This window comes from Serratia odorifera (assembly GCF_041448735.1).
GTDB classification, from domain to species: domain Bacteria; phylum Pseudomonadota; class Gammaproteobacteria; order Enterobacterales; family Enterobacteriaceae; genus Serratia_F; species Serratia_F odorifera.
In genome coordinates, this window is the sequence record NZ_JBGMUT010000010.1 from 72,600 (window position 1) to 94,843 (window position 22,244).

The 22,244-nt window shown below is 56.6% G+C and carries 24 protein-coding genes; 12 read left to right on the forward strand and 12 right to left on the reverse strand.

Annotated features, from left to right (window positions below; genetic code table 11):
* Position 1: 1 nt before the first annotated feature.
* Both rfaF and rfaD read right to left on the reverse strand, forming a co-directional pair.
* Positions 2-1,048 carry an ADP-heptose--LPS heptosyltransferase RfaF gene (rfaF, locus tag ACCC84_RS19550; RefSeq protein WP_273871612.1) on the reverse strand — a complete coding sequence of 349 codons (1,047 nt, stop codon included), beginning with the start codon at positions 1,046-1,048 and terminating at the stop codon, positions 2-4.
* 21 nt (positions 1,049-1,069) lie between these two features.
* Positions 1,070-2,002, reverse strand: coding sequence for an ADP-glyceromanno-heptose 6-epimerase (gene rfaD, locus ACCC84_RS19555; RefSeq protein ID WP_004956667.1), 933 nt, complete (start codon positions 2,000-2,002; stop codon positions 1,070-1,072).
* A gap of 241 nt (positions 2,003-2,243) precedes the next feature.
* Between rfaD and kbl the strand changes: the two genes are divergently transcribed.
* Complete coding sequence (gene kbl, locus ACCC84_RS19560; RefSeq protein ID WP_004956662.1) at positions 2,244-3,440, forward strand: glycine C-acetyltransferase; 1,197 nt, start codon at positions 2,244-2,246, stop codon at positions 3,438-3,440.
* Between the two features lie 9 nt (positions 3,441-3,449).
* On the forward strand, positions 3,450-4,475 hold the full coding sequence (tdh, locus tag ACCC84_RS19565; protein WP_004956657.1) for an L-threonine 3-dehydrogenase: 1,026 nt from the start codon (positions 3,450-3,452) through the stop codon (positions 4,473-4,475).
* A gap of 38 nt (positions 4,476-4,513) precedes the next feature.
* Here the strand turns inward: tdh and ACCC84_RS19570 are convergent, their stop codons facing one another.
* From ACCC84_RS19570 to gpmM, 3 genes are read right to left on the reverse strand one after another with little or no spacing between them, the layout of a single operon-like run.
* Positions 4,514-5,464: a divergent polysaccharide deacetylase family protein gene (locus ACCC84_RS19570; protein WP_004956653.1), complete on the reverse strand. Its 951-nt coding sequence runs from the start codon at positions 5,462-5,464 to the stop codon at positions 4,514-4,516.
* A 3-nt stretch (positions 5,465-5,467) separates the two neighbouring features.
* Positions 5,468-6,802, reverse strand: coding sequence for a murein hydrolase activator EnvC (envC, locus tag ACCC84_RS19575; RefSeq protein WP_371902183.1), 1,335 nt, complete (start codon positions 6,800-6,802; stop codon positions 5,468-5,470).
* Between the two features lie 9 nt (positions 6,803-6,811).
* Positions 6,812-8,356, reverse strand: coding sequence for a 2,3-bisphosphoglycerate-independent phosphoglycerate mutase (gene gpmM / locus ACCC84_RS19580; protein WP_004956646.1), 1,545 nt, complete (start codon positions 8,354-8,356; stop codon positions 6,812-6,814).
* A 284-nt stretch (positions 8,357-8,640) separates the two neighbouring features.
* Between gpmM and ACCC84_RS19585 the strand changes: the two genes are divergently transcribed.
* The 5 genes from ACCC84_RS19585 (at position 8,641) to cysE (ending at position 11,964) form a co-directional block, all read left to right on the forward strand.
* Positions 8,641-9,075: a rhodanese-like domain-containing protein gene (locus ACCC84_RS19585; protein WP_004956643.1), complete on the forward strand. Its 435-nt coding sequence runs from the start codon at positions 8,641-8,643 to the stop codon at positions 9,073-9,075.
* A 27-nt stretch (positions 9,076-9,102) separates the two neighbouring features.
* Positions 9,103-9,351, forward strand: coding sequence for a glutaredoxin 3 (gene grxC / locus ACCC84_RS19590; RefSeq protein WP_004956639.1), 249 nt, complete (start codon positions 9,103-9,105; stop codon positions 9,349-9,351).
* 180 nt (positions 9,352-9,531) lie between these two features.
* A complete protein-coding gene (secB, locus tag ACCC84_RS19595) occupies positions 9,532-10,002 on the forward strand; it encodes a protein-export chaperone SecB (RefSeq protein WP_004956637.1) in 471 nt (156 codons plus the stop codon).
* Positions 10,002-11,021 (forward strand): NAD(P)H-dependent glycerol-3-phosphate dehydrogenase, encoded by a 1,020-nt coding sequence (gene gpsA / locus ACCC84_RS19600; protein ID WP_198773843.1) that lies wholly within the window; start codon positions 10,002-10,004, stop codon positions 11,019-11,021. Before secB ends, gpsA begins: the two co-directional genes overlap by 1 nt.
* Positions 11,022-11,142: 121 nt before the next feature.
* Positions 11,143-11,964, forward strand: a complete 822-nt coding sequence (gene cysE / locus ACCC84_RS19605) for a serine O-acetyltransferase (RefSeq protein ID WP_004956632.1) — start codon at positions 11,143-11,145, stop codon at positions 11,962-11,964.
* A 51-nt stretch (positions 11,965-12,015) separates the two neighbouring features.
* Here cysE and trmL read toward each other — a convergent pair whose 3' ends face one another.
* The 3 genes from trmL to cpxR all read right to left on the reverse strand — a co-directional run bounded on the left by trmL (position 12,016) and on the right by cpxR (position 14,647).
* The gene (gene trmL, locus ACCC84_RS19610; RefSeq protein ID WP_004956630.1) at positions 12,016-12,489 is read right to left on the reverse strand and encodes a tRNA (uridine(34)/cytosine(34)/5-carboxymethylaminomethyluridine(34)-2'-O)-methyltransferase TrmL; all 474 of its coding nucleotides are present in this window, start codon (positions 12,487-12,489) and stop codon (positions 12,016-12,018) included.
* Positions 12,490-12,563: 74 nt separating this feature from the next.
* A complete protein-coding gene (cpxA, locus tag ACCC84_RS19615; protein WP_004956628.1) occupies positions 12,564-13,952 on the reverse strand; it encodes an envelope stress sensor histidine kinase CpxA in 1,389 nt (462 codons plus the stop codon).
* Complete coding sequence (cpxR, locus tag ACCC84_RS19620; RefSeq protein WP_371902184.1) at positions 13,949-14,647, reverse strand: envelope stress response regulator transcription factor CpxR; 699 nt, start codon at positions 14,645-14,647, stop codon at positions 13,949-13,951. The genes cpxA and cpxR overlap by 4 nt, the downstream gene beginning before the upstream one ends.
* Positions 14,648-14,794: 147 nt before the next feature.
* On the opposite strand from cpxR, the gene cpxP reads away from it, so the two are divergent.
* The 4 genes from cpxP (at position 14,795) to ACCC84_RS19640 (ending at position 18,674) form a co-directional block, all read left to right on the forward strand.
* Positions 14,795-15,289 carry a cell-envelope stress modulator CpxP gene (gene cpxP, locus ACCC84_RS19625; protein ID WP_004956624.1) on the forward strand — a complete coding sequence of 165 codons (495 nt, stop codon included), beginning with the start codon at positions 14,795-14,797 and terminating at the stop codon, positions 15,287-15,289.
* Positions 15,290-15,404: 115 nt separating this feature from the next.
* On the forward strand, positions 15,405-16,307 hold the full coding sequence (gene fieF / locus ACCC84_RS19630; protein ID WP_004956524.1) for a CDF family cation-efflux transporter FieF: 903 nt from the start codon (positions 15,405-15,407) through the stop codon (positions 16,305-16,307).
* A 233-nt stretch (positions 16,308-16,540) separates the two neighbouring features.
* A complete protein-coding gene (gene pfkA, locus ACCC84_RS19635; protein ID WP_004956523.1) occupies positions 16,541-17,503 on the forward strand; it encodes a 6-phosphofructokinase in 963 nt (320 codons plus the stop codon).
* A gap of 181 nt (positions 17,504-17,684) precedes the next feature.
* Positions 17,685-18,674: a sulfate ABC transporter substrate-binding protein gene (locus ACCC84_RS19640; protein ID WP_004956521.1), complete on the forward strand. Its 990-nt coding sequence runs from the start codon at positions 17,685-17,687 to the stop codon at positions 18,672-18,674.
* 62 nt (positions 18,675-18,736) lie between these two features.
* On the opposite strand, the gene tpiA is transcribed toward ACCC84_RS19640, so the two are convergent.
* Both tpiA and ACCC84_RS19650 read right to left on the reverse strand, forming a co-directional pair.
* Positions 18,737-19,504, reverse strand: coding sequence for a triose-phosphate isomerase (gene tpiA / locus ACCC84_RS19645; RefSeq protein WP_371902185.1), 768 nt, complete (start codon positions 19,502-19,504; stop codon positions 18,737-18,739).
* Between the two features lie 127 nt (positions 19,505-19,631).
* Entirely contained in the window at positions 19,632-20,216 is a 585-nt protein-coding gene (locus ACCC84_RS19650; protein WP_004956517.1) for a DUF1454 family protein, read from the reverse strand.
* A 200-nt stretch (positions 20,217-20,416) separates the two neighbouring features.
* On the opposite strand from ACCC84_RS19650, the gene ACCC84_RS19655 reads away from it, so the two are divergent.
* The gene (locus ACCC84_RS19655; protein ID WP_039991413.1) at positions 20,417-20,842 is read left to right on the forward strand and encodes a DUF805 domain-containing protein; all 426 of its coding nucleotides are present in this window, start codon (positions 20,417-20,419) and stop codon (positions 20,840-20,842) included.
* Positions 20,843-20,850: 8 nt separating this feature from the next.
* Here the strand turns inward: ACCC84_RS19655 and fpr are convergent, their stop codons facing one another.
* Complete coding sequence (gene fpr, locus ACCC84_RS19660) at positions 20,851-21,597, reverse strand: ferredoxin--NADP(+) reductase (protein WP_004956515.1); 747 nt, start codon at positions 21,595-21,597, stop codon at positions 20,851-20,853.
* A gap of 3 nt (positions 21,598-21,600) precedes the next feature.
* The gene (locus ACCC84_RS19665; protein WP_273871595.1) at positions 21,601-22,224 is read right to left on the reverse strand and encodes a helix-turn-helix transcriptional regulator; all 624 of its coding nucleotides are present in this window, start codon (positions 22,222-22,224) and stop codon (positions 21,601-21,603) included.
* Between the last annotated feature and the right edge of the window lie 20 nt (positions 22,225-22,244).

Genomic DNA, 22,244 nt, shown 5'->3' on the forward strand with positions numbered 1-22,244 from the left:
ATTATTCCTCGCTGGCGGCAAGCAACGGCGTCAGCGCGTCCAACACCTGCTGTGGCTGGATGTCGATCAGGCTTTGATGATAACCCTGGTCGGCATCGCCTTTGCGTACTTTGTGATAACCGCTGATAAGGCGGATGACCCGGGCCTTGTCAGATAGCGGCGGGGTAAAGTCGGGGCTGCTTGGGCCGTACAAGGCTATCAGAGGCTTGTTCAACGCCGCCGCAACGTGCATCAATCCGGAGTCGTTGCTGACCACCGCCCGACAGGAGGCAATCAGAATTACCGCCTGCTCCAGCTGGGTTTCACCGGCCAGATTGACGCAGTAATCTCGCGCTTCTTCGACCAGTGCTGCGCGGATTTGTTCACCGGCTTCATGGTCTTTGGCGGAACCGAACAGCGCGATTTGATAGCCTTGGTCGATCAGCATCTGCGCCAATTGCGCATAGTGATAGTGTGGCCAGCGCTTGGCGGGGCCGAATTCAGCGCCAGGGCAAAATCCGATGGTCGGTCGTTGGTCGGTAAGGTTGAAGGCTGAGGCGGTTTCGGCGATCTCTTCGTCGCTGACCTGTAATCGCGGCCATAGCAACGGCTGCGGCAGATCTTCCGCGCGCCGAATCTGCTGTTTGTCATAGGCCAGCGCAACGTAGCGTTGCACCATTAACGGGAAGGCGGCTTTATCCAGTACGCGAATATCGTTCAGCAGACCGTAACGCATTTCGCCGCGCCAACCGGTACGCTGTGGCACGTTGGCGAAAAATGGTATCAGGGCCGATTTGAACGAGTTTGGCAGCACATAGGCGCGATCGTAGCGATTGGCGCGCAGCTCGCGGCCGAGACGCCGCCGTTCGCCGATCGCCAGGGCCCCGTGGCCAAGCGGCATCGACAGCGCCTGACTGACCTCAGGCATGCGCGCCAGCAATGGACGACACCAGGCCGGTGCCATCACATCGATCTCTGCTGACGGGTACTCGGCCTTCAGGGTGCGGTAGAGACTTTGCGACATCATCATATCGCCAACCCAGGAAGGGCCGATAACCAGTATTTTCATACCGTGCAGATTTCCTTCAGCTTAGGCGGTGCGGTTTAACCAGGCCATGTACTCTTTGACGCCTTCGGCGACGGTTTTGAATGGCGCGTCATAACCGGCTTCGCGCAGCTTGGTCAGGTCGGCCTGGGTGTAAGCCTGGTAACGGCCTTTCAGTTTTTCAGGGAATTCGATGTATTCCACCGCGCCTTGCTGATGGTATTCCACCACCGCATCGGCCACCGCCTGGAAGGTTTCCGCCCGGCCGGTACCGCAGTTGAAGATGCCTGACACGCCGCTCTTCCAGAACCACAGGTTGACTGCCGCCACGTCGCCAACGTAAATGAAGTCGCGCTTGAAGTTTTCGCTGCCGGAGAACAGTTTCGGGTTTTCACCGCGATTGATCTGGCCGTTCAGATGGAACGCCACGCTGGCCATGCTGCCTTTGTGCCCTTCGCGCGGGCCGTAGACGTTGAAGTAACGGAAACCGCAGATTTGCGAATCCGCCTGCGGCAGGATTTCACGCACGTACTGGTCGAACAGGAATTTGGAGTAACCGTAAACGTTCAGCGGTTGTTCATACTGACGCTCTTCGATGAAGTTTTCGCTGCGGCCGCCGTAGGTGGCGGCGGACGAGGCGTACAGGAACGGGATCTCGCGATCCAGGCAATAGTGCAGCAGATCCTTGGAGTACTGATAGTTGTTATCCATCATGTACTTGCCGTCCCACTCGGTGGTGGCTGAACAGGCGCCTTCATGGAATACCGCGTCGATGTCGCCGAGATCGTCGCCGGCCATGATGCTGGCGATAAAATCTTCCTTATCGATATAGTCGGCAATATCCAGATCGACCAGGTTGACGAACTTGGTGCCGTCTTTCAGGTTGTCTACCACAAGAATGTCGCGATACCCGCTATCATTCAATGCTTTAACGATATTGCTGCCGATCATGCCGGCGCCGCCAGTGACGATAATCATTGGGCTTACCCCTGTCATTCTGCCTGGTGGTGCACAATGCCCCACGCTATATGTTGGCTATAATAGCATTTCGTGTCGCAGCAAACATCGGATGGGCTCTTATTCTGTTGCCAACCCGCGTCTGACGCTACATCGCCGTGATATCTGCTGCATTTTTCATATTCTCTCCTGCCTATTGTCGTCAGTCAGCCAACAAATCAGTAAAATATGCCGGAAATAAGCCCATCCTGGAGATAACCGAATGTCCGCGTCTTTTTATCAGCAGTTGGAACAACAGCTTGCCACTACCCGAGCTGAAGGGTTGTTCAAAGAAGAACGCATTATTACGTCTGCGCAACAGGCCGATATCGCCGTGGCAGACGGGAGCCACGTCATCAACTTTTGCGCCAACAACTACCTTGGCCTGGCGAATCACCCGGCGATGATTGAGGCCGCAAAGGCGGGCATGGACAGCCACGGTTTCGGTATGGCATCGGTGCGTTTTATCTGCGGTACCCAGGACAGCCACAAGCAGCTGGAGCAGAAGCTGGCCGACTTTCTCGGCATGGAAGATGCCATCCTCTATTCCTCCTGTTTTGACGCCAACGGCGGCCTGTTCGAAACGCTGCTGGGTCCGGAAGACGCCATCATTTCCGATGCGCTGAACCACGCGTCGATCATCGACGGCGTGCGACTGTGCAAGGCCAAACGCTACCGCTACGCCAACAACCACATGGGCGAGCTGGCAGCGCAGTTGAAACAGGCCAAAGCCGATGGCGCACGGCACATTCTGATTGCTACCGATGGTGTATTTTCAATGGATGGGGTGATCGCCAACCTGAAAGGCGTATGCGACCTGGCCGACGAATATCAGGCGCTGGTGATGGTCGACGATTCGCACGCCGTCGGTTTCGTTGGCGCGCACGGGCGTGGTACGCATGAATATTGCGACGTGATGGGCCGTGTCGACATTATCACCGGTACGCTGGGTAAAGCGCTGGGCGGGGCTTCCGGTGGCTACACCGCCGCCAGGAAAGAAGTGGTGGAATGGCTGCGTCAGCGCTCGCGTCCATATCTGTTCTCCAACTCATTGGCACCGGCGATCGTGGCGGCCTCGATCAAGGTGCTGGAACTGCTGGAGCAGGGGGATGCGTTGCGCGATCGCTTGTGGTCCAACGCCCGTCTGTTCCGTGAAAAAATGACCGCAGCCGGCTTTGAACTGGCCGGGGCCGACCACGCCATTATCCCGGTGATGCTGGGGGAAGCGAAACTGGCGCAGGATTTCGCCAATGCGTTGCTCAAGGAAGGCATTTACGTAACAGGTTTCTTCTATCCGGTGGTGCCGAAAGGCCAGGCGCGTATCCGCACCCAAATGTCTGCCGACCACACGCCGGAACAAATTGAGCGCGCCGTTGAGGCGTTTACTCGTATCGGTAAAGATCTTGGCGTTATTGCATAAGGTAAACCCATGAAAGCATTGTCAAAATTGAAAGCGGAAGCAGGGATTTGGATGACCGACGTGCCGCAGCCGGAGCTGGGCCACAACGATGTCATGATTAAAATTCGTAAAACCGCGATCTGCGGCACCGATGTGCATATTTATAACTGGGATGAATGGTCCCAGAAGACCATCCCGGTTCCGATGGTGGTTGGTCATGAGTATGTCGGTGAAGTAGTGGCGATTGGCCAGGAGGTCAAAGGCTTCACTATCGGCGATCGGGTTTCCGGCGAAGGCCATATTACCTGCGGGCATTGCCGCAACTGCCGTGGCGGTCGCACTCATCTGTGCCGCAACACCATTGGCGTCGGCGTTAACCGTCCTGGTTCCTTTGCCGAATATCTGGTGATCCCGGCCTTCAACGCCTTCAAAATCCCCGACAACATTCCGGATGAACTGGCGGCGATTTTCGACCCGTTCGGCAACGCCGTGCACACCGCGCTGTCGTTTGACCTGGTCGGCGAAGACGTGCTGGTGTCCGGCGCCGGCCCGATCGGCATCATGGCGGCCGCGGTTTGCAAGCACGTGGGCGCACGTCATGTGGTGATTACCGACGTTAACGAATACCGGCTGGATCTGGCGCGCAAAATGGGCGTCACTCGCGCGGTCAACGTGAGCAAGGAAAATCTCAGCGACGTGATGACCGAGCTGGGTATGACCGAAGGTTTTGATGTCGGGCTGGAAATGTCAGGTGCTCCACCGGCGTTCCGTACGTTGCTCAACGCCATGAACCACGGTGGGCGTATCGCCATGCTTGGCATTCCGCCGTCCGACATGTCGATCGACTGGAATCAGGTGATCTTCAAAGGGCTGTTTATCAAAGGGATTTACGGTCGTGAGATGTTTGAAACCTGGTACAAGATGGCGGCGCTGATCCAGTCAGGACTGGATCTGACGCCAATCATCACCCACCGCTTTTCGATTGACGAGTTCCAGCAGGGCTTCGACGCCATGCGCTCCGGCCAGTCCGGGAAAGTGGTGTTAAGCTGGGATTAATTCCGGCGATTTGTCCTCAGGGTCCGGCCCGCCGGACCCTATGATTTCCGCTCCGGCGTTGTCACCCAGCGCTGCCACTGATTTTTGATGAACGTTACGGCCGGTGATTGCGCCAGGCTTTCACCAATCACCTTCAACGCGCTGCCGGCGTTGGCTTTTTCCTGCGGCAGTTTCACCTTGCACTGTTTGATACCGCCCTTGAACGGGTTCTTCGACTGTGGATGCTGTGGCTTGGCCGGCGGCAGATAACCGCTACCGCCTGACTGCGGCGCATTGAGCAGCGAGCTTGGCCGCACCAGCACGATATCGGACGGCAGGGTTGCCAGCATCTGCCGGAGTACCTTGACGGTCGCCGGCCGAGGGTGACCGATGGCGATGGCCGAACCGTTGCGTCGCGCAAGCTCTACCGCCCGGTTGAACTGATGGCGAATATCGGCTTCGCTCGCAGTGTCGTCAAGAAATACCCGACGTTTGATCACTTTCACGCCGGTACCGGCGGCCGCACGGGTTGCCTGGCTGTTGCCGATGGTCATGCTGTCGAGAAAATAGAGGTTGTAGCTTTCCAGCGCCTGCATCACTTTTTGCATTGCCGGCAGGCTGGAGGTCATGGCGCTGCCCATGTGGTTGTTCATGCCAACCGCATATGGCACGTTATTAACCGCATTGCGAATGATGCGCTGTACCTCGTCGCTGCTCATCGAGGGTTGCAGCGTGTCGCGTTCCAATGGCTGCTTGCTGAGCGGCGCCATCGGCATATGAATCAGCACTTCCCGGCCCTGGCTGTGGGCGCGGGTCGCCATTAAATGCGCGTGTGGCGCATTGGGCAGCACTGCTACCGAAATGGCCAGCGGCATCTGCAACACGGCGTTTTCTTCATGTGGGCGGTAGCCCACATCATCAATCACAATCGACAGTTTACCTGCCTGTGCGGCACTGGCCAGCAGCAGGGCGCCAATCAGTGCGGCGCTTCGCGTTTTGATGTAATGCAAATCTTATTTTCCCAACCACGGCAGTGGGTTAACCGCCTGACCCTGGCGGCGAATTTCGAAATAGAGCGCAGGCGATCCCTGGCCTCCGCTGGTACCCACCAAGGCGATTGGCTGGCCGGCGCGTACCTGGGCACCGACGTTGACCAGCGCACTCTGGTTGTAGCCGTACAGGCTCATGTCACCCTTGCCGTGCTCGACCACCACCACCAGGCCGTAGCCTTGCAGCCAGTCGGCCATCAGCACACGACCATCGGCGATGGCTTTGACTTCGCTGCCTTCAGGTGCAGAAATCACCATGCCTTTCCAGCGTAACTCACCTTGCTGCGTTTCGCCAAAGCGGTGCAGGGTGCTGCCGCGTACCGGCCAGTAGTCTTGGCCATTTGGTCGGCCAAGGCCGCCGGTGCGGGCCATCAGCGAGCGTTCGCTTTCGCTTGGCTTGTAGCTGGAGCCGGTTTTCTTCGCCTGTTGCTCTTTCTTGCGTACCTGCTCACGTACTCGGGCGGCTTCGCGCGCTTCGCGTTCGGCACGGGCGCGGGCTTCACGTTCGGCACGGGCGATTTTGTCGCGCAAACGGCTTTCGTTCTGGCGTAGCTCGCTCAAACGTTGCTGATCTTTATCCAGCGACGCTTCGAGTGCGGTCAGGGTTTTCTTACGTGCGCTGCGCGCCTGTTCCAGCTTTTGCTGCTGTGTCTGTTGGGCGCTTAACAAGGTTTTTTGCTGGTTCTGCTTGGCGACCAGCGTGGTCTTTTGTGCGGCCAGCTCGATGCGCGTTTGCTTCAACTGCTCGATGGTTTTTTGGCGTGCTTCGTTCAGATAGCCAAAGTAAGCCAAAATGCGCTCGCTGCGCTGGCTTTCTTCACCGCTGAGGATCAACTGCACCGCACTGTGCTGCCCTTGACGGAAGGCGGCATCCAGCTGTTTGGCCAGTATGTCTTGTTGCGTGCTTTGTTGTTGCTGCAGTTTGGCGATCGAGGCATTCAAGCCGGAAATATCCTTGCCCAGGGCGTTTAACGAGCTCTGGGTATCACGCAGAGAACGACTGGCCTGCGCGATGGTTTTTTCCTGTGACTTGAGTTGATCCTGCAACGTGTTGCGTTGTTGTTGCTGTTGCTTAACCGCTTTTTCTTTTTCAGCAATGCTTTGCTGAATGTCTTTCAGCTCGGATTTGCTGTCGTTGGCAGCATGGCCGAATAGCGGCAACAACAAGACGCCAGCGCAAAATACGCTGGCGCACAGTGTGGTCAACTTCCTTGGCGCACTGCGAAGCGGCAGCGATTGGCTGCCTGCGTTTGCGCTTCGGGTTACCCTTGATAGTGCAAAATACGCCTTTTCCCTCATGGAGAGGGATTATTCCACGATGAACAGCGGCTTACCAGTCATCTCTTGCGGGATTTCCATTCCCATCAGCGTCAGCATGGTCGGCGCGATATCCGAAAGCTTGCCGCCACTGACTGCCGTGGCCGGTTTGCCAACGTAAATCAGCGGCACCGGCAGACTGGTATGCGCGGTGTGTGCCTGGCCGGTGGCCGGGTCCCGCATTTGCTCGGCGTTGCCGTGATCGGCGGTGATCAGCAGTTGGCCGTCAACGGCTTTTACCGCGTCGACGATTTTTGCCATGCAGCCGTCCAGCGTTTCAACCGCCTGGATTGCGGCGTCATAGATACCGGTGTGGCCGACCATGTCGCCGTTCGGGTAGTTGCAGATAATGGCGTCGTATTTACCGCTGGCGATGGCATTCAACAGCTTGTCGGTCAATTCGGCCGAGCTCATTTCCGGTTGCAGATCGTAGGTGGCGACCTGCGGCGAATTGATCAGCACCCGATCTTCACCGGTGAACGGTTGTTCCACGCCGCCGTTATAGAAGAACGTAACATGGGCGTACTTTTCGGTTTCGGAGATGCGCAGCTGGGTTTTGTCGTGCTTCATCAGCCATTCACCAAAGGTATTCACCAGCGACGCTGGCGGATAGGCGCAGGCGGTGTGGATGTCGGCGGCGTATTCGGTCAGCATCACGAAATCCGCGAGCTTGACGATTTTGGCACGAGGAAAGCCGTTGAAGTCGGCGTTGACAAAGGCGCGAGCGATCTGGCGTGCGCGGTCGGCGCGGAAGTTCATGAAAATCAACGCGTCGCCATCCTGCATTTCCGCGCTGGCTTCACCGGCTGCGCGAATCACCGTGGGTTTGACGAATTCGTCGTTTTCATTGCGAGCGTAGGCGGCTTGCAGCCCGGCGACGGCGCTGTCGGCATGAAACTCGCCTTTTGCCTGAGTCAGCAGGTCATAGGCCAATTGCACGCGATCCCAGCGGTTGTCGCGATCCATGGCGAAGTAACGGCCGACGATCGACGCAATGCGCCCGGTTCCCAGCGCGTCGAATGCGTCGCTAAAGCGTTGCAGAGAGTCTTCGGCGCTGCGTGGCGGGGTATCGCGACCGTCCAGAAAGGCGTGCAGGTAAACCGCTTTGGCGCCACGTTGTGCGGCCAGTTGCACCATTGCCAGGATGTGCTCTTCATGGCTGTGTACGCCACCCGGCGACAGCAGACCCATGATGTGCACCGCTTTACCGGCCTGAACGGCGTTGTCTACCGCTGCCGTCAGCGTCGGGTTGGTATAGAAGCCGCCGTCTTGAATGTCTTTATCCAGGCGAGTCAAATCCTGATAGACGATGCGTCCGGCGCCCAGATTGACGTGGCCGACTTCGGAGTTGCCCATTTGTCCGTCCGGCAGGCCGACGTCCAGGCCGGATGCGGCAATCAACGTATGTGGCTGCTGTTGCCACAGGCGATCCATTACCGGCGTACAGGCGTTGAGAATTGCGTTGTCCTGTGGTTCTTCCCGGTGGCCATAGCCGTCCAGAATCACCAGCACCATAGGCTTTTTATTGCTCGACATGGTATTAACCTCATAAAGTATGAATAGCCATCTGCCCGCGGGGGATGATGGCTATGCACGCTGCAAAGCGGGGGATTCTAGCGCGCGGCGGGTAAAAAAGAGCCCAGAGAGATCAAAGTTGCGTTGAACTGTCGGCAACTTTTTTGTGCTGACATGACAATTTTTTATCGTAGCCCGCAGTTTCTGCAATCACAGCCGCTAATTGGCTGTAATTGCCGCATTCGGCAGGTATACTCTGGAGCCTTGACTTATTTTCCCTTAACTGACGGGAGTTGTTACACCCCATGCTGCAAGAAATTATGCAATTCGTTAGCAATCATCCCATACTTAGCCTGGCCTGGATTGCCCTGCTGGTCGCGGTGATTGTGATGACCTTCAAAAGCCGTTTCTCCAAGGTTAAAGAGATCACCCGTGGTGAAGCTACCCGCTTGATTAACAAAGAAGATGCGGTGGTGGTCGATACCCGCAGCCGTGAAGATTTCCGCAAGGGTCACATTGCCAATGCCATCAACCTGACGGCGAGCGAAATCAAGAGCGGCAGCCTGGGCGAGCTGGAAAAACACAAGGCGCAGCCGGTGATTGTGGTGTGCGCTAACGGTACAACGTCGCGCGAGCCGGCAGAAAACCTGAGCAAAGCCGGGTTTGACAACGTTACGACTCTGAAAGACGGTATTGCCGGTTGGAGTGGTGAAAATCTGCCTTTGGCACGCGGTAAATAATTCTTTAACGTAGTAGAGGTGGTTCCCATGGCTAACATCGACATCTACACCAAGGCGACTTGCCCGTTCTGCCATCGCGCCAAGGCGCTGCTGAACAGCAAGGGCGCGGCTTTCAACGAGATCGCTATCGACGGCGACAACGTAAAGCGTGAAGAGATGATTGCGCGCAGTGGGCGCACTACCGTGCCTCAAGTCTTCATCGACGGTCAGCATATTGGCGGCTGTGATGATTTATATGCACTCGATGCACGTGGCGGCCTGGACCCGCTGCTCTAGACGGCAGGCCGTAACAGCGTATTCATACTCACATTATTCACGTTGCCTCAGGGCGGCATCTGAACGGCGCCTTGCCAGTCTGGCGCCGTCAGGCTATGCGGTCGAGTGGCCGACCGCTATCAACGGGCGGCGTGAAGCATGACGGGTATATAAGGACATTTAACTAAGGGTATTACACACATGTCAGAACAAAACAGTACCGAGATGGCTTTCCAGATCCAGCGTATCTACACCAAAGACATCTCTTTTGAAGCGCCAAATGCACCACAGGTTTTCCAGCAGGAATGGCAGCCAGAAGTTAAACTTGATCTTGATACCGCATCCAGCCAATTGGCAGATGAGGTATATGAAGTGGTACTGCGCGTAACCGTGACCGCGTCGCTGGGCGAAGAAACCGCATTCCTGTGCGAAGTGCAGCAGGCGGGTATCTTCTCCGTGGCCGGTATCGATGGTACGCAACTGGCGCATTGCCTGGGTGCATATTGCCCGAACATTCTGTTCCCGTATGCGCGCGAGTGCATCACCGCTCTGGTTTCCCGTGGTACGTTCCCGCAGTTGAACCTGGCACCGGTCAACTTTGATGCGCTGTTCATGAACTATCTGCAACAGCAGGCCGAAGGCGAAGGTGCCGCACCACATCAGGATGCCTGATGAATACCGTCAATGCTTCAATGACCGTTATCGGTGCCGGCTCGTACGGCACCGCTTTAGCCATTACGCTGGCGCGTAACGGCCACACGGTAGTGCTATGGGGCCATAACCCCGACCAGATAGCCACACTGCAACGCGAACGCTGCAATCAGACGTTCCTTCCCGATGTGCCGTTTCCCGATACTTTGCTGCTCGAAGCCGATTTGGCACGTGCACTGGCGGCCAGCCGCGATGTGTTGGTGGTGGTGCCAAGCCACGTCTTCGGCGACGTATTACGCCAGTTGAAGCCGCTGTTGCGTACCGATGCGCGCATCGTATGGGCAACCAAGGGACTGGAGGCGGAAACCGGCCGGCTATTGCAGGACGTTGCACGCGAAGCGCTTGGCGATACCATTCCATTGGCGGTGGTGTCCGGGCCGACGTTTGCCAAAGAGCTGGCGGCCGGCCTGCCGACCGCCATTGCGCTGGCGGCGACGGACGAACAATTTGCCGACGATCTGCAGCAGTTGCTGCACTGCGGCAAAAGTTTCCGCGTTTACAGCAACCCGGACTTTATCGGCGTGCAACTGGGCGGTGCGGTTAAAAACGTGATTGCCATCGGTGCCGGGATGTCTGACGGCATTGGTTTTGGCGCCAACGCCCGCACCGCGCTGATTACCCGTGGCCTGGCAGAAATGAGCCGACTGGGCTCCGCGCTGGGTGCCGATCCGTCGACCTTTATGGGCATGGCCGGGCTGGGCGATCTGGTGTTAACCTGCACGGATAATCAATCACGCAATCGCCGCTTCGGTATTATGCTGGGGCAGGGGAAGGGTGTGGAAGAAGCGCAGCAGAGCATCGGCCAGGTGGTCGAAGGCTATCGCAATACCAAAGAAGTGCTGGCGCTGGCGCAGCGTCACGGGGTGGAAATGCCCATCACCGAACAGATTTACCAGGTGTTGTACTGTAATAAAAATGCCCGCGAAGCAGCGCTGAGCCTGCTAGGGCGTACACGGAAAGACGAAAAACACAGTGCCTGATCTGGCAATGGGCGCAGTACGCTGAGCCCACCGGGCGCGATTATCGCGCCTGTTACGTATAATTGGCTGCCTTGCCGGCGTCGGCGGGGTTGCCTGTTTTTGTAAGGCAGAGAGGAAAACGATGTCGTCAGAAGAGTTAGAACAGGTCTGGAGCTGCATTAAATCAGAGGCGCGGGCGCTGGCTGATTGTGAACCGATGCTGGCTAGCTTTTTCCATGCGACGTTGCTCAAGCACGAAAACCTGGGCAGCGCGCTCAGTTACATACTGGCCAACAAGCTGGCCAATCCGATCATGCCGGCGATTGCGGTGCGCGAAGTGGTGGAAGACGCCTATCGTGCCGATGCGCAGATGATTGCCTCAGCGGCGCGCGACATTCTCGCCGTGCGGTTGCGTGACCCGGCGGTGGACAAATACTCTACGCCGCTGCTGTACTTGAAAGGCTTCCACGCCTTGCAGGCTTACCGTATCGGCCACTGGCTGTGGCTGCAAGGCCGTGAGGCGCTGGCAATTTACCTGCAAAACCAGATCTCCGTTGCTTTTGGCGTGGATATTCACCCGGCGGCGAATATCGGCTGCGGCATCATGCTCGATCATGCGACCGGTATCGTCATCGGCGAAACCGCCGTGGTGGAAAATGACGTTTCCATTTTGCAGTCTGTCACACTGGGCGGTACCGGCAAAACCAGCGGCGATCGCCATCCCAAAATCCGTGAAGGGGTGATGATTGGCGCGGGTGCGAAAATCCTCGGCAATATCGAAGTCGGCAAAGGGGCAAAAATCGGCGCCGGTTCGGTGGTATTGCAACCGGTACCTGCGCATACCACGGCCGCTGGGGTGCCGGCGCGCATCGTCGGCAGACCGGAAAGCGATAAACCGTCGATGGATATGGACCAGTATTTCAACGGTTCCAATCATGGGTTTGAATACGGCGACGGCATTTGAGCGCCAACCGGACGTCAGACTTTTCAGGCCGCCATCAGCGCGGCCTTTTTGTTATTGCTTGATCAGCGCTCCGGCATAATCCAACTGACGCCAGGCTTCGTATACCACCACCGCAACCGCATTGGATAAGTTCATGCTACGGCTTTGCGCCTGCATGGGAATGCGGATTTTTTGCTGTGGCGGCAAGGCATTGAGGATCTCCGCCGGCAGGCCGCGCGTTTCCGGCCCAAACAGCAAATAATCCCCTTGCTGATAATTGACCGCGCTGTGCGCCGGTGTGCCTTTGGTGGTCAGGGCAAACAGGCGCTGCGGCTGTTCGCTGGCCATGAATGCCGCATAATCGGCGTGGCGCTTGACGCGAGTAAACTCATGGTAATCGAGCCCGGCGCGGCGCAGGCGTTTGTCGTCCCATGGGAAGCCCATGGGTTCAATCACGTGCAACTGAAAGCCGGTATTGGCGCACAGGCGGATGATATTGCCGGTATTGGGTGGGATTTCGGGTTCAAATAAAACGATGTTCAGCATGGTAAAAGCCCCTCATGAGAGGGGCGCAGAATAGCAAATCCAAGCGGGGTTTGTCGCGGAGCGGCGCGCGCCGGTTAATGATCGCGCGATGATTTACGCTGGTGCAACGGTAACCACAGGATCAGACGCAGGCCGCCGAACGGGCTGTCTTCGGCTTTCACCCAGCCGCGGTGCTGCGTGACCGCCGCTTCGACGATCGCCAGCCCCAGGCCGGTACCACCGGATTCTCGATCGCGTGCTTCATCGGTACGGTAGAACGGCCGGAAGATTTGCTCACGGTCTTCCGGGCTGACGCCCGGGCCGTCATCGTCAACCACGATGGTAATACCCTGATTATCGGCGCTGAATGCCACCACGATGCGCGTATGCGAGTAACGTAGGGCATTACGCACAATGTTTTCCAGCGCGCTGTCCAGGGCGCCTGCGTTGCCAAACAGCGTCCATGGCCCCGGTGGTGACGCGACCTCTAGCTGTTTACCCATCTGTTCGGCTTCAAAGCCGGCGTTATCCAGCACATCGGCCCACAGTTCATTGGCCTTGAGCAATTCGCGTACCAGCTCGCTTTTTTGCTGCCCGCGGGACAAGACCAGCAGGTCGTTAATCATCGAATCCAGTCGCTGCGCTTCGGTTTCGATACGTGCCAATTCATGACCTTCGCCGTGACGGCGGCGCATCAGGGCTGTGGCCAATTGCAGGCGCGTCAACGGCGTGCGCAGCTCGTGGGAAATATCGGAAATCAGCCGCTGCTGGGCGGTCATCATGCGCTCCAGCGCGCTGACCATCTGGTTGAAACTGGCGCCGGTAGCCAGGAACTCCTGCGGCCCAGCCTCCAGTTCCGGATGCTGCTTCAGGTTGCCGCGCGCCACGTCATCCGCGGCGTTTTTCAATTTGCGCGCCGGTTTTGCCAGGCTCCAGGCCAACCACAGCAGCAGCGGCGCGCTGATCAGCATGGTGACAATCAGCAGCAGCAAGGGTCGGTCGAACATCAGATTGATAAAGTCGGATTGCGGGCTGTTGGCAGGACGAATCAGGTACAGTTGATAGTTGTCTTCCCCGTCGCGCACCGAGAAGGGGCCGACCAGCTCGACGCGACCATACTTTTTCTTCTTGGGATGATCGGAGTTGTCGGACTGGCCAATGAAATTACGCACGATTTGCATTTCATTGCGCTGTGCGCCAATAACGCGGCCTTCGCTGGTCACCAGCAGCAAACGCTGGCCGGGCGGTGCCCACTTGTCGATGGCGCGAAACAGGCGCCGCCACCACATCAGGTCGTTGGCCGGATCCTGTTGCAATTCGGCCTCGACATGCTGTTCCAGCATCAGCCCCTGCCGTTGTTCGCTGTCCAGCAGCGAAGTCATTTGGCGGGAGTCGAGCTTGGGCACCATCAACACCAGCATTAGCACCAGCGCTAATGTAAACCAGAAAATGGCGAAGATGCGTGCCGTCAAACTGTTGATCATGTTGCAGATACCATTAAATAGCCGCGGCCACGCAGGGTTTTGAACCATGGGTGGCCGTCTTTACGGTCGGGCAGTTTACGTCGCAGGTTGGAAATATGCATGTCGATGGCGCGATCGAACGGCGTCAGGCGCTTGCCCAATACTTCCTGGCTCAGCAATTCGCGTGATACCACCTGGCCAAGATGCTGGGCCAGCAGATAGAGCAGCGTAAATTCGGTGCCGGTCAGATCAAGCACCTGGCCGTCGAAACTGGCTTCCTGACGCCCCGGATTGAGCTGCAGGCCGTCGACATCCAGCGTTGGTGCGCTGGTATCAACGTTTTGTAGCTGCTCGCTCCAGTTGGAACGGCGCAAAATGGCGCGGATGCGTGCCACCAGCTCGCGATCGTTGAACGGTTTCGGCAGGTAGTCGTCAGCGCCGAGCTCCAGCCCGAGTACGCGATCCAGTTCGCTACCGCGTGCGGTCAGCATAATTACTGGCGTTTGATGGTGTTGGCGTAATTCTTTCAGGGTGTCGATACCATTTTTCTTCGGCATCATGATATCGAGAAGCAGGAGATCGATGGAGCTGTCCAGCAGTGACAACGCCTGTTCGCCGTCATGAGCAACGACAATGGTAAAGCCTTCCATTTCAAGCAATTCTTTCAACAGCGAGGTCAGCTCGCGGTCGTCGTCCACTAACAGAATCTTGTTCATTATGATTTACCTCCTGACGCAAAATACGTCATCAACCGTTGGTATTCCATGACTTTACGTAGTTTTACATGCCCTGACGGATGTTTGCAGGTGCGGCAGTACACTGCTCTTCGTCGATTCGCAAAGTGGAAAGAACGAGGAGTAAAAATGCGTAAGGTGACCGCATTAGTTATGGCATCAATGCTGGCGATAGGTTCTTCCGCCGCCACTGCTGCCGAGACTATATCGGAAACGCTCCCGTCTGCTACGCATGTTGCGATCAACACGCTTCCCGGCCAACACCACATGTTTGATGGTGTCAGCCTGACTGAACAGCAGCGCCAGCAAATGCGCGACTTGATGCGCCAGGCTCGCAACGATCTGCCTGGTGTCAATGTAGCTGAAATGGAAGCCATGCATAAGCTGGTAACCGCAGACAAATTTGATGAAGCCGCCGTGCATGCCCAGGCGGAAAGAATGGCTCAGGAACAGGTCAAGCGACAGGTCGAAATGGCCCGAGTGCGCAACCAGATGTATAACCTGCTGACGCCTAAGCAAAAAAGTGTTTTAGACCAGAAGCATCAGCAGCGTATGCAGCAGATGGAGCAACAGATTTCTGGTTTGCAACAAACTTCTGCCCAGAAGTTGAGTGCGACTGAGTAGTACCCTGTTTTTCCTTGCCATAGACACCATCCCTGTCTTCCCCGCCATGATGGCGGGGCTTTTTTTGCCTGACATTCCGTTATACTGAACCGAGAAAAATCAATCGGGACTGGTTATGCAACAGCAATATGCGCGCCTGGTGAAGTCTGCCGCCCTGGCCGCCACCGTATTGGCCGCAACGTTACTGCTGATCAAAATCGTTGCCTGGTATATCACCGGGTCGGTAAGCGTGTTGGCTGCGCTGGTGGATTCACTGGTGGATATCGCCGCTTCGCTGACCAATCTGCTGGTGGTGCGCTATTCCCTGCAGCCGGCCGACCAGGAACACACCTTCGGACACGGTAAGGCCGAGTCATTGGCTGCGCTGGCGCAAAGCATGTTTATCTCCGGCTCCGCGCTGTTCCTGTTTCTTACCGGCTTTCAACATCTCTATTCCCCGCAGACGATGCGCGAGCCTGGCGTCGGCATTGCCGTCACGCTGGTGGCGCTGCTCAGTACCCTGATGCTGGTGACTTATCAACGATGGGTGGTAAGAAAAACTCGCAGTCAGGCGGTAAGAGCAGATATGCTGCATTATCAGTCAGATGTCATGATGAATGGTGCTATTCTTATAGCGCTTGGTCTAAGCTGGTACGGCTTTCAGCGAGCAGATGCGCTGTTTGCGCTGGGTATTGGCGTTTACATTCTCTACAGCGCGTTGCGCATGGGTTATGAAGCGGTGCAATCATTGCTCGATCGCGCATTGCCGGATGAAGAGCGGCAGGCGATCATCGAGGTGGTATCGTCATTGCCGGGGATAAAAGGCGCCCATGATTTACGCACTCGCCAATCCGGCCCGACCAAGTTCATCCAGCTGCATTTGGAAATGGAAGACAATCTGCCGCTGATGCAGGCGCACATATTGGCCGAACGAGTAGAAAAAACCCTGCTGGAGCGTTTTCCCGGTGCGGATGTCATTATTCACCAGGATCCTTGCTCTGTAGTTCCCCCGGGTCGCCAGGGGCAATGGGAGCTATAATCAGCCTATGCGGCATGGCTGATATGACGTTGGGCTAGATGGCTTTAACTCAGCGTGCGATGAGGTTTTTTACCTTGATTTAGTGTGACCTGAATCAATTCAGCTGGGTGTTTTTGTTATAATATCCAGCAATAAAATCCGTAAAGCGGGGTTGCTGCAACCGGAGACGCGGAAGGCGCAATCGGCGAATACAAAATTCTTAAGAAATTGCATCTACAAGTTCAGAGGTAGTCATGATCAAGAAAATCGGTGTACTGACGAGTGGCGGTGACGCGCCAGGTATGAACGCTGCGATCCGTGGTGTTGTGCGCGCCGCGCTTACGGAAGGTCTGGACGTTTTTGGTATTTACGACGGCTACCTTGGCTTGTACGAAGATCGCATGGAGCAGTTGGACCGCTACAGCGTGTCCGATATGATCAATCGTGGCGGTACCTTCCTGGGGTCGGCTCGCTTCCCGGAATTCAGAGATGAAAACGTACGCGCCAAGGCCATCGAAAACCTGAAAAAACGCGGCATTGATGCGCTGGTAGTGATCGGCGGCGATGGGTCGTATATGGGCGCCAAGCGCCTGACCGAAGAAGGTTTCCCATGCATCGGCCTGCCTGGCACCATCGATAACGACGTGGCCGGTACCGATTACACCATCGGTTACTTCACCGCGTTGGAAACCGTGGTGGAAGCGATTGACCGACTGCGTGATACCTCCTCTTCACATCAGCGTATTTCCATCGTAGAAGTGATGGGGCGTTACTGCGGCGATTTGACGCTGGCGGCGGCCATCGCCGGTGGTTGCGAATTCATCGTATTGCCGGAAATAGAATTCAACCGCGAAGATCTGGTATGTGAAATCAAGGCCGGTATCGCCAAAGGCAAGAAACACGCCATCGTGGCCATTACCGAGCACATCTGCGACATCGATGAGCTGGCGGCTTACATTGAGCAGGAAACCAAGCGTGAAACCCGTGCCACCGTGCTGGGCCACATTCAACGCGGCGGCTCCCCAGTGGCGTATGACCGTATCCTGGCTTCGCGCATGGGTGCGTATTCCATCGAACTGCTGCTGAAAGGTTATGGCGGCCGTTGCGTGGGCATCCAAAACGAGAAAATGGTGCACCATGACATCATTGACGCGATTGAAAACATGAAGCGTCCGTTCCGTGGTGATTGGCTGGATACTGCCAAAAAACTGTACTGATCTTTCGGTGCTATCGCCTAAAGCCCCCGTTTACGGGGGTTTTTTTATGCTTTCACGCTGGCATATTCCAGAATCGTCTAGCCATAAATTTTTTAGTCTTTAATCATCAGGCCAGTTTCTGGCAGGCTCTGGGCTATATCAACCGATTGAGGTTGCGATTATTTTCCTGGGAGAGCGTGCGATGCGTAAATGGGGTGTAGGGCTGTCATTGTTGTTATTGACCACCGGGGCGGTGGCGAAAGACATTCAATTACTGAACGTTTCGTATGACCCGACGCGTGAGTTTTATCAGGAATATAATGCCGCATTCAGCAAATACTGGCAGCAGCAGAGCGGCGACAGCGTCACCGTGCGCCAGTCGCACGGTGGCTCCGGCAAGCAGGCGACCTCGGTGATTAACGGTATCGAAGCCGATGTGGTGACGCTGGCGCTGGCCTATGACGTTGATGCGATTGCCGAGCGTGGTCGTATTGATAAAAACTGGATCAAGCGGCTGCCGGATAACTCCGCACCTTATACCTCCACCATCGTTTTCCTGGTACGCAAAGGCAACCCGAAGCAGATTCACGACTGGCCGGATTTGGTGAAATCAGGCGTTTCCGTCATCACACCTAACCCGAAAACCTCCGGTGGCGCACGCTGGAACTACCTGGCGGCGTGGGGCTATGCGCTGCACCACAACAATAACGATCAGGCCAAGGCGCAGGAATTTGTCAAAAACCTGTATAAAAACGTCGAAGTGCTGGATTCCGGCGCGCGTGGCTCAACCAACACCTTTGTTGAGCGCGGCATCGGCGACGTATTGATCGCCTGGGAAAACGAAGCGTTGCTGGCGGAAAAGGAGTTGGGCAAGGATAAGTTCGAAATTGTCACTCCGAGCGAGTCGATTCTGGCAGAACCGACGGTGTCGGTTGTCGATCGGGTGGTCGATAAGCGTGGGACTCGAGACGTTGCAAACGCCTATCTGAAATATCTGTACACGCCGGAAGGCCAAACCATCGCGGCGAAAAATTATTATCGTCCACGCGATCCGGCGGTCGAGGCCAAATTTGCCACGCAGTTCCCGAAACTGAAACTGTTCACCGTGGATGATACCTTCGGCGGTTGGACCAAAGCGCAGAAAGAACACTTCGCCAGCGGCGGAAAATTCGACGAAATCAGCAAGCGTTAAGCCAGTTAGCGCAATAAAAAACCCCGGCATGCCGGGGTTTTGTCATTCAGCGCTGTAGGTTATCAGGCTTTTTTCGCTGTGGCCGCGGCCTTGACGATCACCGCGAACGCGTCGGCTTTCAGCGACGCGCCGCCAACCAGTGCACCGTCGATGTCCGGCTGTGCGAACAGTTCTGCGGCATTTTTATCATTGACCGAGCCGCCGTACTGGATGATCACGCCTGCCGCAACGTCGGCGTCGTGCTTGGCGATGTGGTCACGAATGAATTTGTGTACCGCCTGTGCTTGCGCAGGGGTAGCAGATTTGCCGGTACCGATGGCCCACACTGGCTCATAGGCGATAACGGTGTCTTTCATTGCCGGTGCGCCCAGGGTTTTCAATACGGCATCGATCTGGCGTGCACAGACTTCTTCGGTTTTACCCGCTTCATTTTCTGCTTCGGTCTCGCCGATGCACAGCACCGGGATCAGACCAGCTTCTTTCAGTACGGCAAACTTCTCTGCGATCGCTTCATCGGTTTCCTTGTGATAAGTGCGACGCTCGGAGTGGCCGATAATGATGTATTGCGCACCAACGTCCTTCAGCATGTTGGCGGAAACTTCGCCGGTGAAAGCGCCGGACAGGTTGATGTCCACGTTTTGCGCACCCAGCGCGATACGGCTGCCGGCCAGCTGATGTTTGGCTTGATCCAGGTACATTACCGGTGGGGCGATGGCTACGCCGCAGCCTTCTACGCTGCTCAGTTCGCTGCGCAAGCCGGCGATCAGCTCGTTAACCATGTGAGTGCTGCCGTTAAGCTTCCAGTTACCCATAACTAATGGATGACGCATGTTTTTTCCTCCAACAAGGGAACGCGAGAGTCGAAATTAATACTGCCGGACCGGCAGTCAACCTGCCCAACAGTATAGAGATGAAAAGATGAGAAGGCTTTGCTTTTCGTCATTAATTGCCCGGCAATCACGGTTCCGCCAGCGTTAATTTTACCGGTTCAACCGCAAAGGTCAGGCCCTGGTCGCCGTTGTCCGCCACCACGTAGCGGATGGCACCCACCTGCTGCGAGTAAAAGTGGGAGCCTTTGCCTTTCTCCAGCAGCGAATTAACCTTGATGATGCTTTGTTCGACCGACAGCGCCGGTTCGAACTGGCGCATCAGCGCCGCCATATAGTTAACCGCGATGGCTCGGGCGGTTTTTGCGTCGTTGCCCTGCAACGGCAGATGGGTTATCTGCAACGTTTTGATTTTACCCGTACCTTTTTCCAATGCGGTGGAAGCGTACAGGTTTTCATTCAGTTTGCTGGCGGCGCGGGTCAGCAACGGCGTATCGTCTTCGCTGGCGGCGATGGCGCGGAATTCGCCAATCGGCAACGTCGGATTGTCGCGGTTGTATTTTTCGCGGAATTTCACCACCGTCAGATCGAACGTCGGCGCGCCGGCCAACAGGTATGGCGCCGTCGGTGGTGCATCCGCAGCGGCTGGCGGATCGGCCCAGGCAGCGCCCATTCCATATGCCAGACAGGCAATAAGGGTGATTTTTCTCAGCATGATAGTAGCGGCATCAATAGCAAAGCGGACTCCGATTAAAGCGATAACCGAGGGGGCTTGTCAAAGATCCCGCAGGATTAACGCCAACTGACAGCGAGACTGCGTGGTATTACGCATTCTGCATGGCGAAAACCTCGCCGCTGCGTTGCCTATGTTACACTGCGGCGCAGAATATGGGCAGGTTAACGATGCAGGATTCAATGACAATACAACAGTGGTGTTTTTCGTTTAAGGGGCGCATTGGACGGCGTGACTTCTGGATCTGGATAGGGTTGTGGCTGGTGCTGATGGCGATAGCCTTCACCTTGGCCAATTACCAGTGGGTGGCGATTCAGACCATTGCATTTTTCATTGTGGCGCTGCTGTGGCCAACGGCGGCGGTGCTGGTGAAGCGGTTGCATGACCGCAACAAAGCCGGTTGGTGGGCGTTGCTGCTGATCCTTGCCTGGATGTTGGCGGCAGGCAACTGGCAGATGCTGGCGCCGCTCTGGCAGTGGGGCGTCGGGCGTTTTATCCCGACGTTGATTATCGTGATGATGGTTATCGATCTGGGGGCGTTCGTCGGCACGCCTGAAGATAACCGTTTTGGCCCGCCGCCCGAGCCGGTGAAGTTCCGCGCCGAGTGAATGATGGATTACCAGTAATGCTCGCTGGTCATATGCCCGGGTTTGCGCCGCAGGTGCTTGCGCATGCCGTGCAGATCCTTGAGCGTCTGCTGGGTATCGCGCACCATTTGCGGGTTGCCGCACAGCATCACATGGCTGGTTTCGGCATCGAGCGGCAAACCGATCGCCGACTCCAACTGTCCATCGGCTATCAGCGCCGGTACGCGACCGGTCAGCGAGCCGGCGATCTCTTCCCGACTGACGATGGTCTGGATACGTAATTTGCCGTTGTAGCGCTGTTGAAGCTGTTGCATCAGCGGCAGATAACTCAAATCGCGCGCAAAGCGGGCGGCATGCACCAGCACCAGATTGCTAAAACGCTCCAGTCCTTTGCCTTCCTGCAACATCGACAGGTATGGGCCAATGGCGGTGCCGGTAGCCAGCATCCACAGGGTGTCACAATCAGGCACTTCATCCAGTACGAAGAACCCGGCGGCCTGTTTGGTTACCATGATCTCGGCGCCTGGCGCCAACTGGTTCAGCCGTGGGCTGAGTTTACCCTCCGGCACGGTGACCAGATAGAACTCGAGATTGCTATCGCTCGGCGCATTCACGTAAGAATAGGCGCGCTGCACCCGTTCGCCGTCAATTTCCAGCGCCAATTTGGCAAATTGCCCGGCGATGAACGGGTCAATCGGTGCATCGACGGTGAGGCTGAATAGACCGTCGGTCCACTGTTCCAGGTGAGTAACCTTGCCTTTAACCCATTCGGCCATATCTTAAAGCTCCCGTGGTTGAATCAAATAAGCGCAATGCCGCGAGCCGGCGATGGCGTGTGCGGTACGCTCAATGTGGTAATCGCCACCCAACAGCCGATGAAACAGGCGTAACTCTGAATTGCACAAACTGCTGCAGCTATTGGCGGCAACGCCAATCGGGCAGTGGTTTTCCACCAGCAGCGTGCCGAGCGGGTGCTCCAGCAGTTCAGCCATATAGCCATCGTGCCGCCGCAGGTGCACCAACCGGGCCAGTCTACCCTGATGATCGCTTTCTTGCGCCAGCTGTGCGGCGTAGCGCTGGAACAGGTCGTCTTCACGAGCGCCAATCAGCGTGCTCAGCCCCGCACCACCAAACAGCGTATGGGCGGTGGTGAGTAACGCCTGCGCCAGCTCAGCGTGCCGATCGGCAAATTGCGCGTGCCCTGAGCGGGTGAGCGACCAATAGCGTGTCGGACGCCCCACTTTGCTGCGCGCTTCCTCGTAGCAAACCAGCTCGCGTTGCTCCAGGGATTGCAGATGCTGGCGAATGCCCATCGGGGTGATACCCAGATGCTGTGCGAGCATCTTGGCCGAGTGCGGCCCCAGGGTTTTTAACTGCAATAAAATCAGCGCTGGTGTTTTCATCTACCCAATCCCTATGGCGT

Bases quoted from the DNA above. Each gene is read 5' to 3' on its own strand.
- pfkA (WP_004956523.1), top strand. From the start codon at position 16,541: ATGATCAAGAAAATCGGTGTACTGACGAGTGGCGGTGACGCGCCAGGT.
- cpxR (WP_371902184.1), bottom strand. From the start codon at position 14,647: ATGAACAAGATTCTGTTAGTGGACGACGACCGCGAGCTGACCTCGCTG.
- ACCC84_RS19655 (WP_039991413.1), top strand. From the start codon at position 20,417: ATGACAATACAACAGTGGTGTTTTTCGTTTAAGGGGCGCATTGGACGG.
- secB (WP_004956637.1), top strand. From the start codon at position 9,532: ATGTCAGAACAAAACAGTACCGAGATGGCTTTCCAGATCCAGCGTATC.
- tdh (WP_004956657.1), top strand. From the start codon at position 3,450: ATGAAAGCATTGTCAAAATTGAAAGCGGAAGCAGGGATTTGGATGACC.
- cysE (WP_004956632.1), top strand. From the start codon at position 11,143: ATGTCGTCAGAAGAGTTAGAACAGGTCTGGAGCTGCATTAAATCAGAG.
- envC (WP_371902183.1), bottom strand. From the start codon at position 6,802: ATGAGGGAAAAGGCGTATTTTGCACTATCAAGGGTAACCCGAAGCGCA.
- fieF (WP_004956524.1), top strand. From the start codon at position 15,405: ATGCAACAGCAATATGCGCGCCTGGTGAAGTCTGCCGCCCTGGCCGCC.
- gpsA (WP_198773843.1), top strand. From the start codon at position 10,002: ATGAATACCGTCAATGCTTCAATGACCGTTATCGGTGCCGGCTCGTAC.
- gpmM (WP_004956646.1), bottom strand. From the start codon at position 8,356: ATGTCGAGCAATAAAAAGCCTATGGTGCTGGTGATTCTGGACGGCTAT.
- kbl (WP_004956662.1), top strand. From the start codon at position 2,244: ATGTCCGCGTCTTTTTATCAGCAGTTGGAACAACAGCTTGCCACTACC.
- ACCC84_RS19640 (WP_004956521.1), top strand. From the start codon at position 17,685: ATGCGTAAATGGGGTGTAGGGCTGTCATTGTTGTTATTGACCACCGGG.
- ACCC84_RS19585 (WP_004956643.1), top strand. From the start codon at position 8,641: ATGCTGCAAGAAATTATGCAATTCGTTAGCAATCATCCCATACTTAGC.
- cpxA (WP_004956628.1), bottom strand. From the start codon at position 13,952: ATGATCAACAGTTTGACGGCACGCATCTTCGCCATTTTCTGGTTTACA.
- fpr (WP_004956515.1), bottom strand. From the start codon at position 21,597: ATGGCCGAATGGGTTAAAGGCAAGGTTACTCACCTGGAACAGTGGACC.
- trmL (WP_004956630.1), bottom strand. From the start codon at position 12,489: ATGCTGAACATCGTTTTATTTGAACCCGAAATCCCACCCAATACCGGC.
- tpiA (WP_371902185.1), bottom strand. From the start codon at position 19,504: ATGCGTCATCCATTAGTTATGGGTAACTGGAAGCTTAACGGCAGCACT.
- cpxP (WP_004956624.1), top strand. From the start codon at position 14,795: ATGCGTAAGGTGACCGCATTAGTTATGGCATCAATGCTGGCGATAGGT.
- grxC (WP_004956639.1), top strand. From the start codon at position 9,103: ATGGCTAACATCGACATCTACACCAAGGCGACTTGCCCGTTCTGCCAT.
- ACCC84_RS19665 (WP_273871595.1), bottom strand. From the start codon at position 22,224: ATGAAAACACCAGCGCTGATTTTATTGCAGTTAAAAACCCTGGGGCCG.
- rfaD (WP_004956667.1), bottom strand. From the start codon at position 2,002: ATGATTATCGTCACTGGCGGCGCCGGCATGATCGGCAGCAATATCGTT.
- ACCC84_RS19650 (WP_004956517.1), bottom strand. From the start codon at position 20,216: ATGCTGAGAAAAATCACCCTTATTGCCTGTCTGGCATATGGAATGGGC.
- rfaF (WP_273871612.1), bottom strand. From the start codon at position 1,048: ATGAAAATACTGGTTATCGGCCCTTCCTGGGTTGGCGATATGATGATG.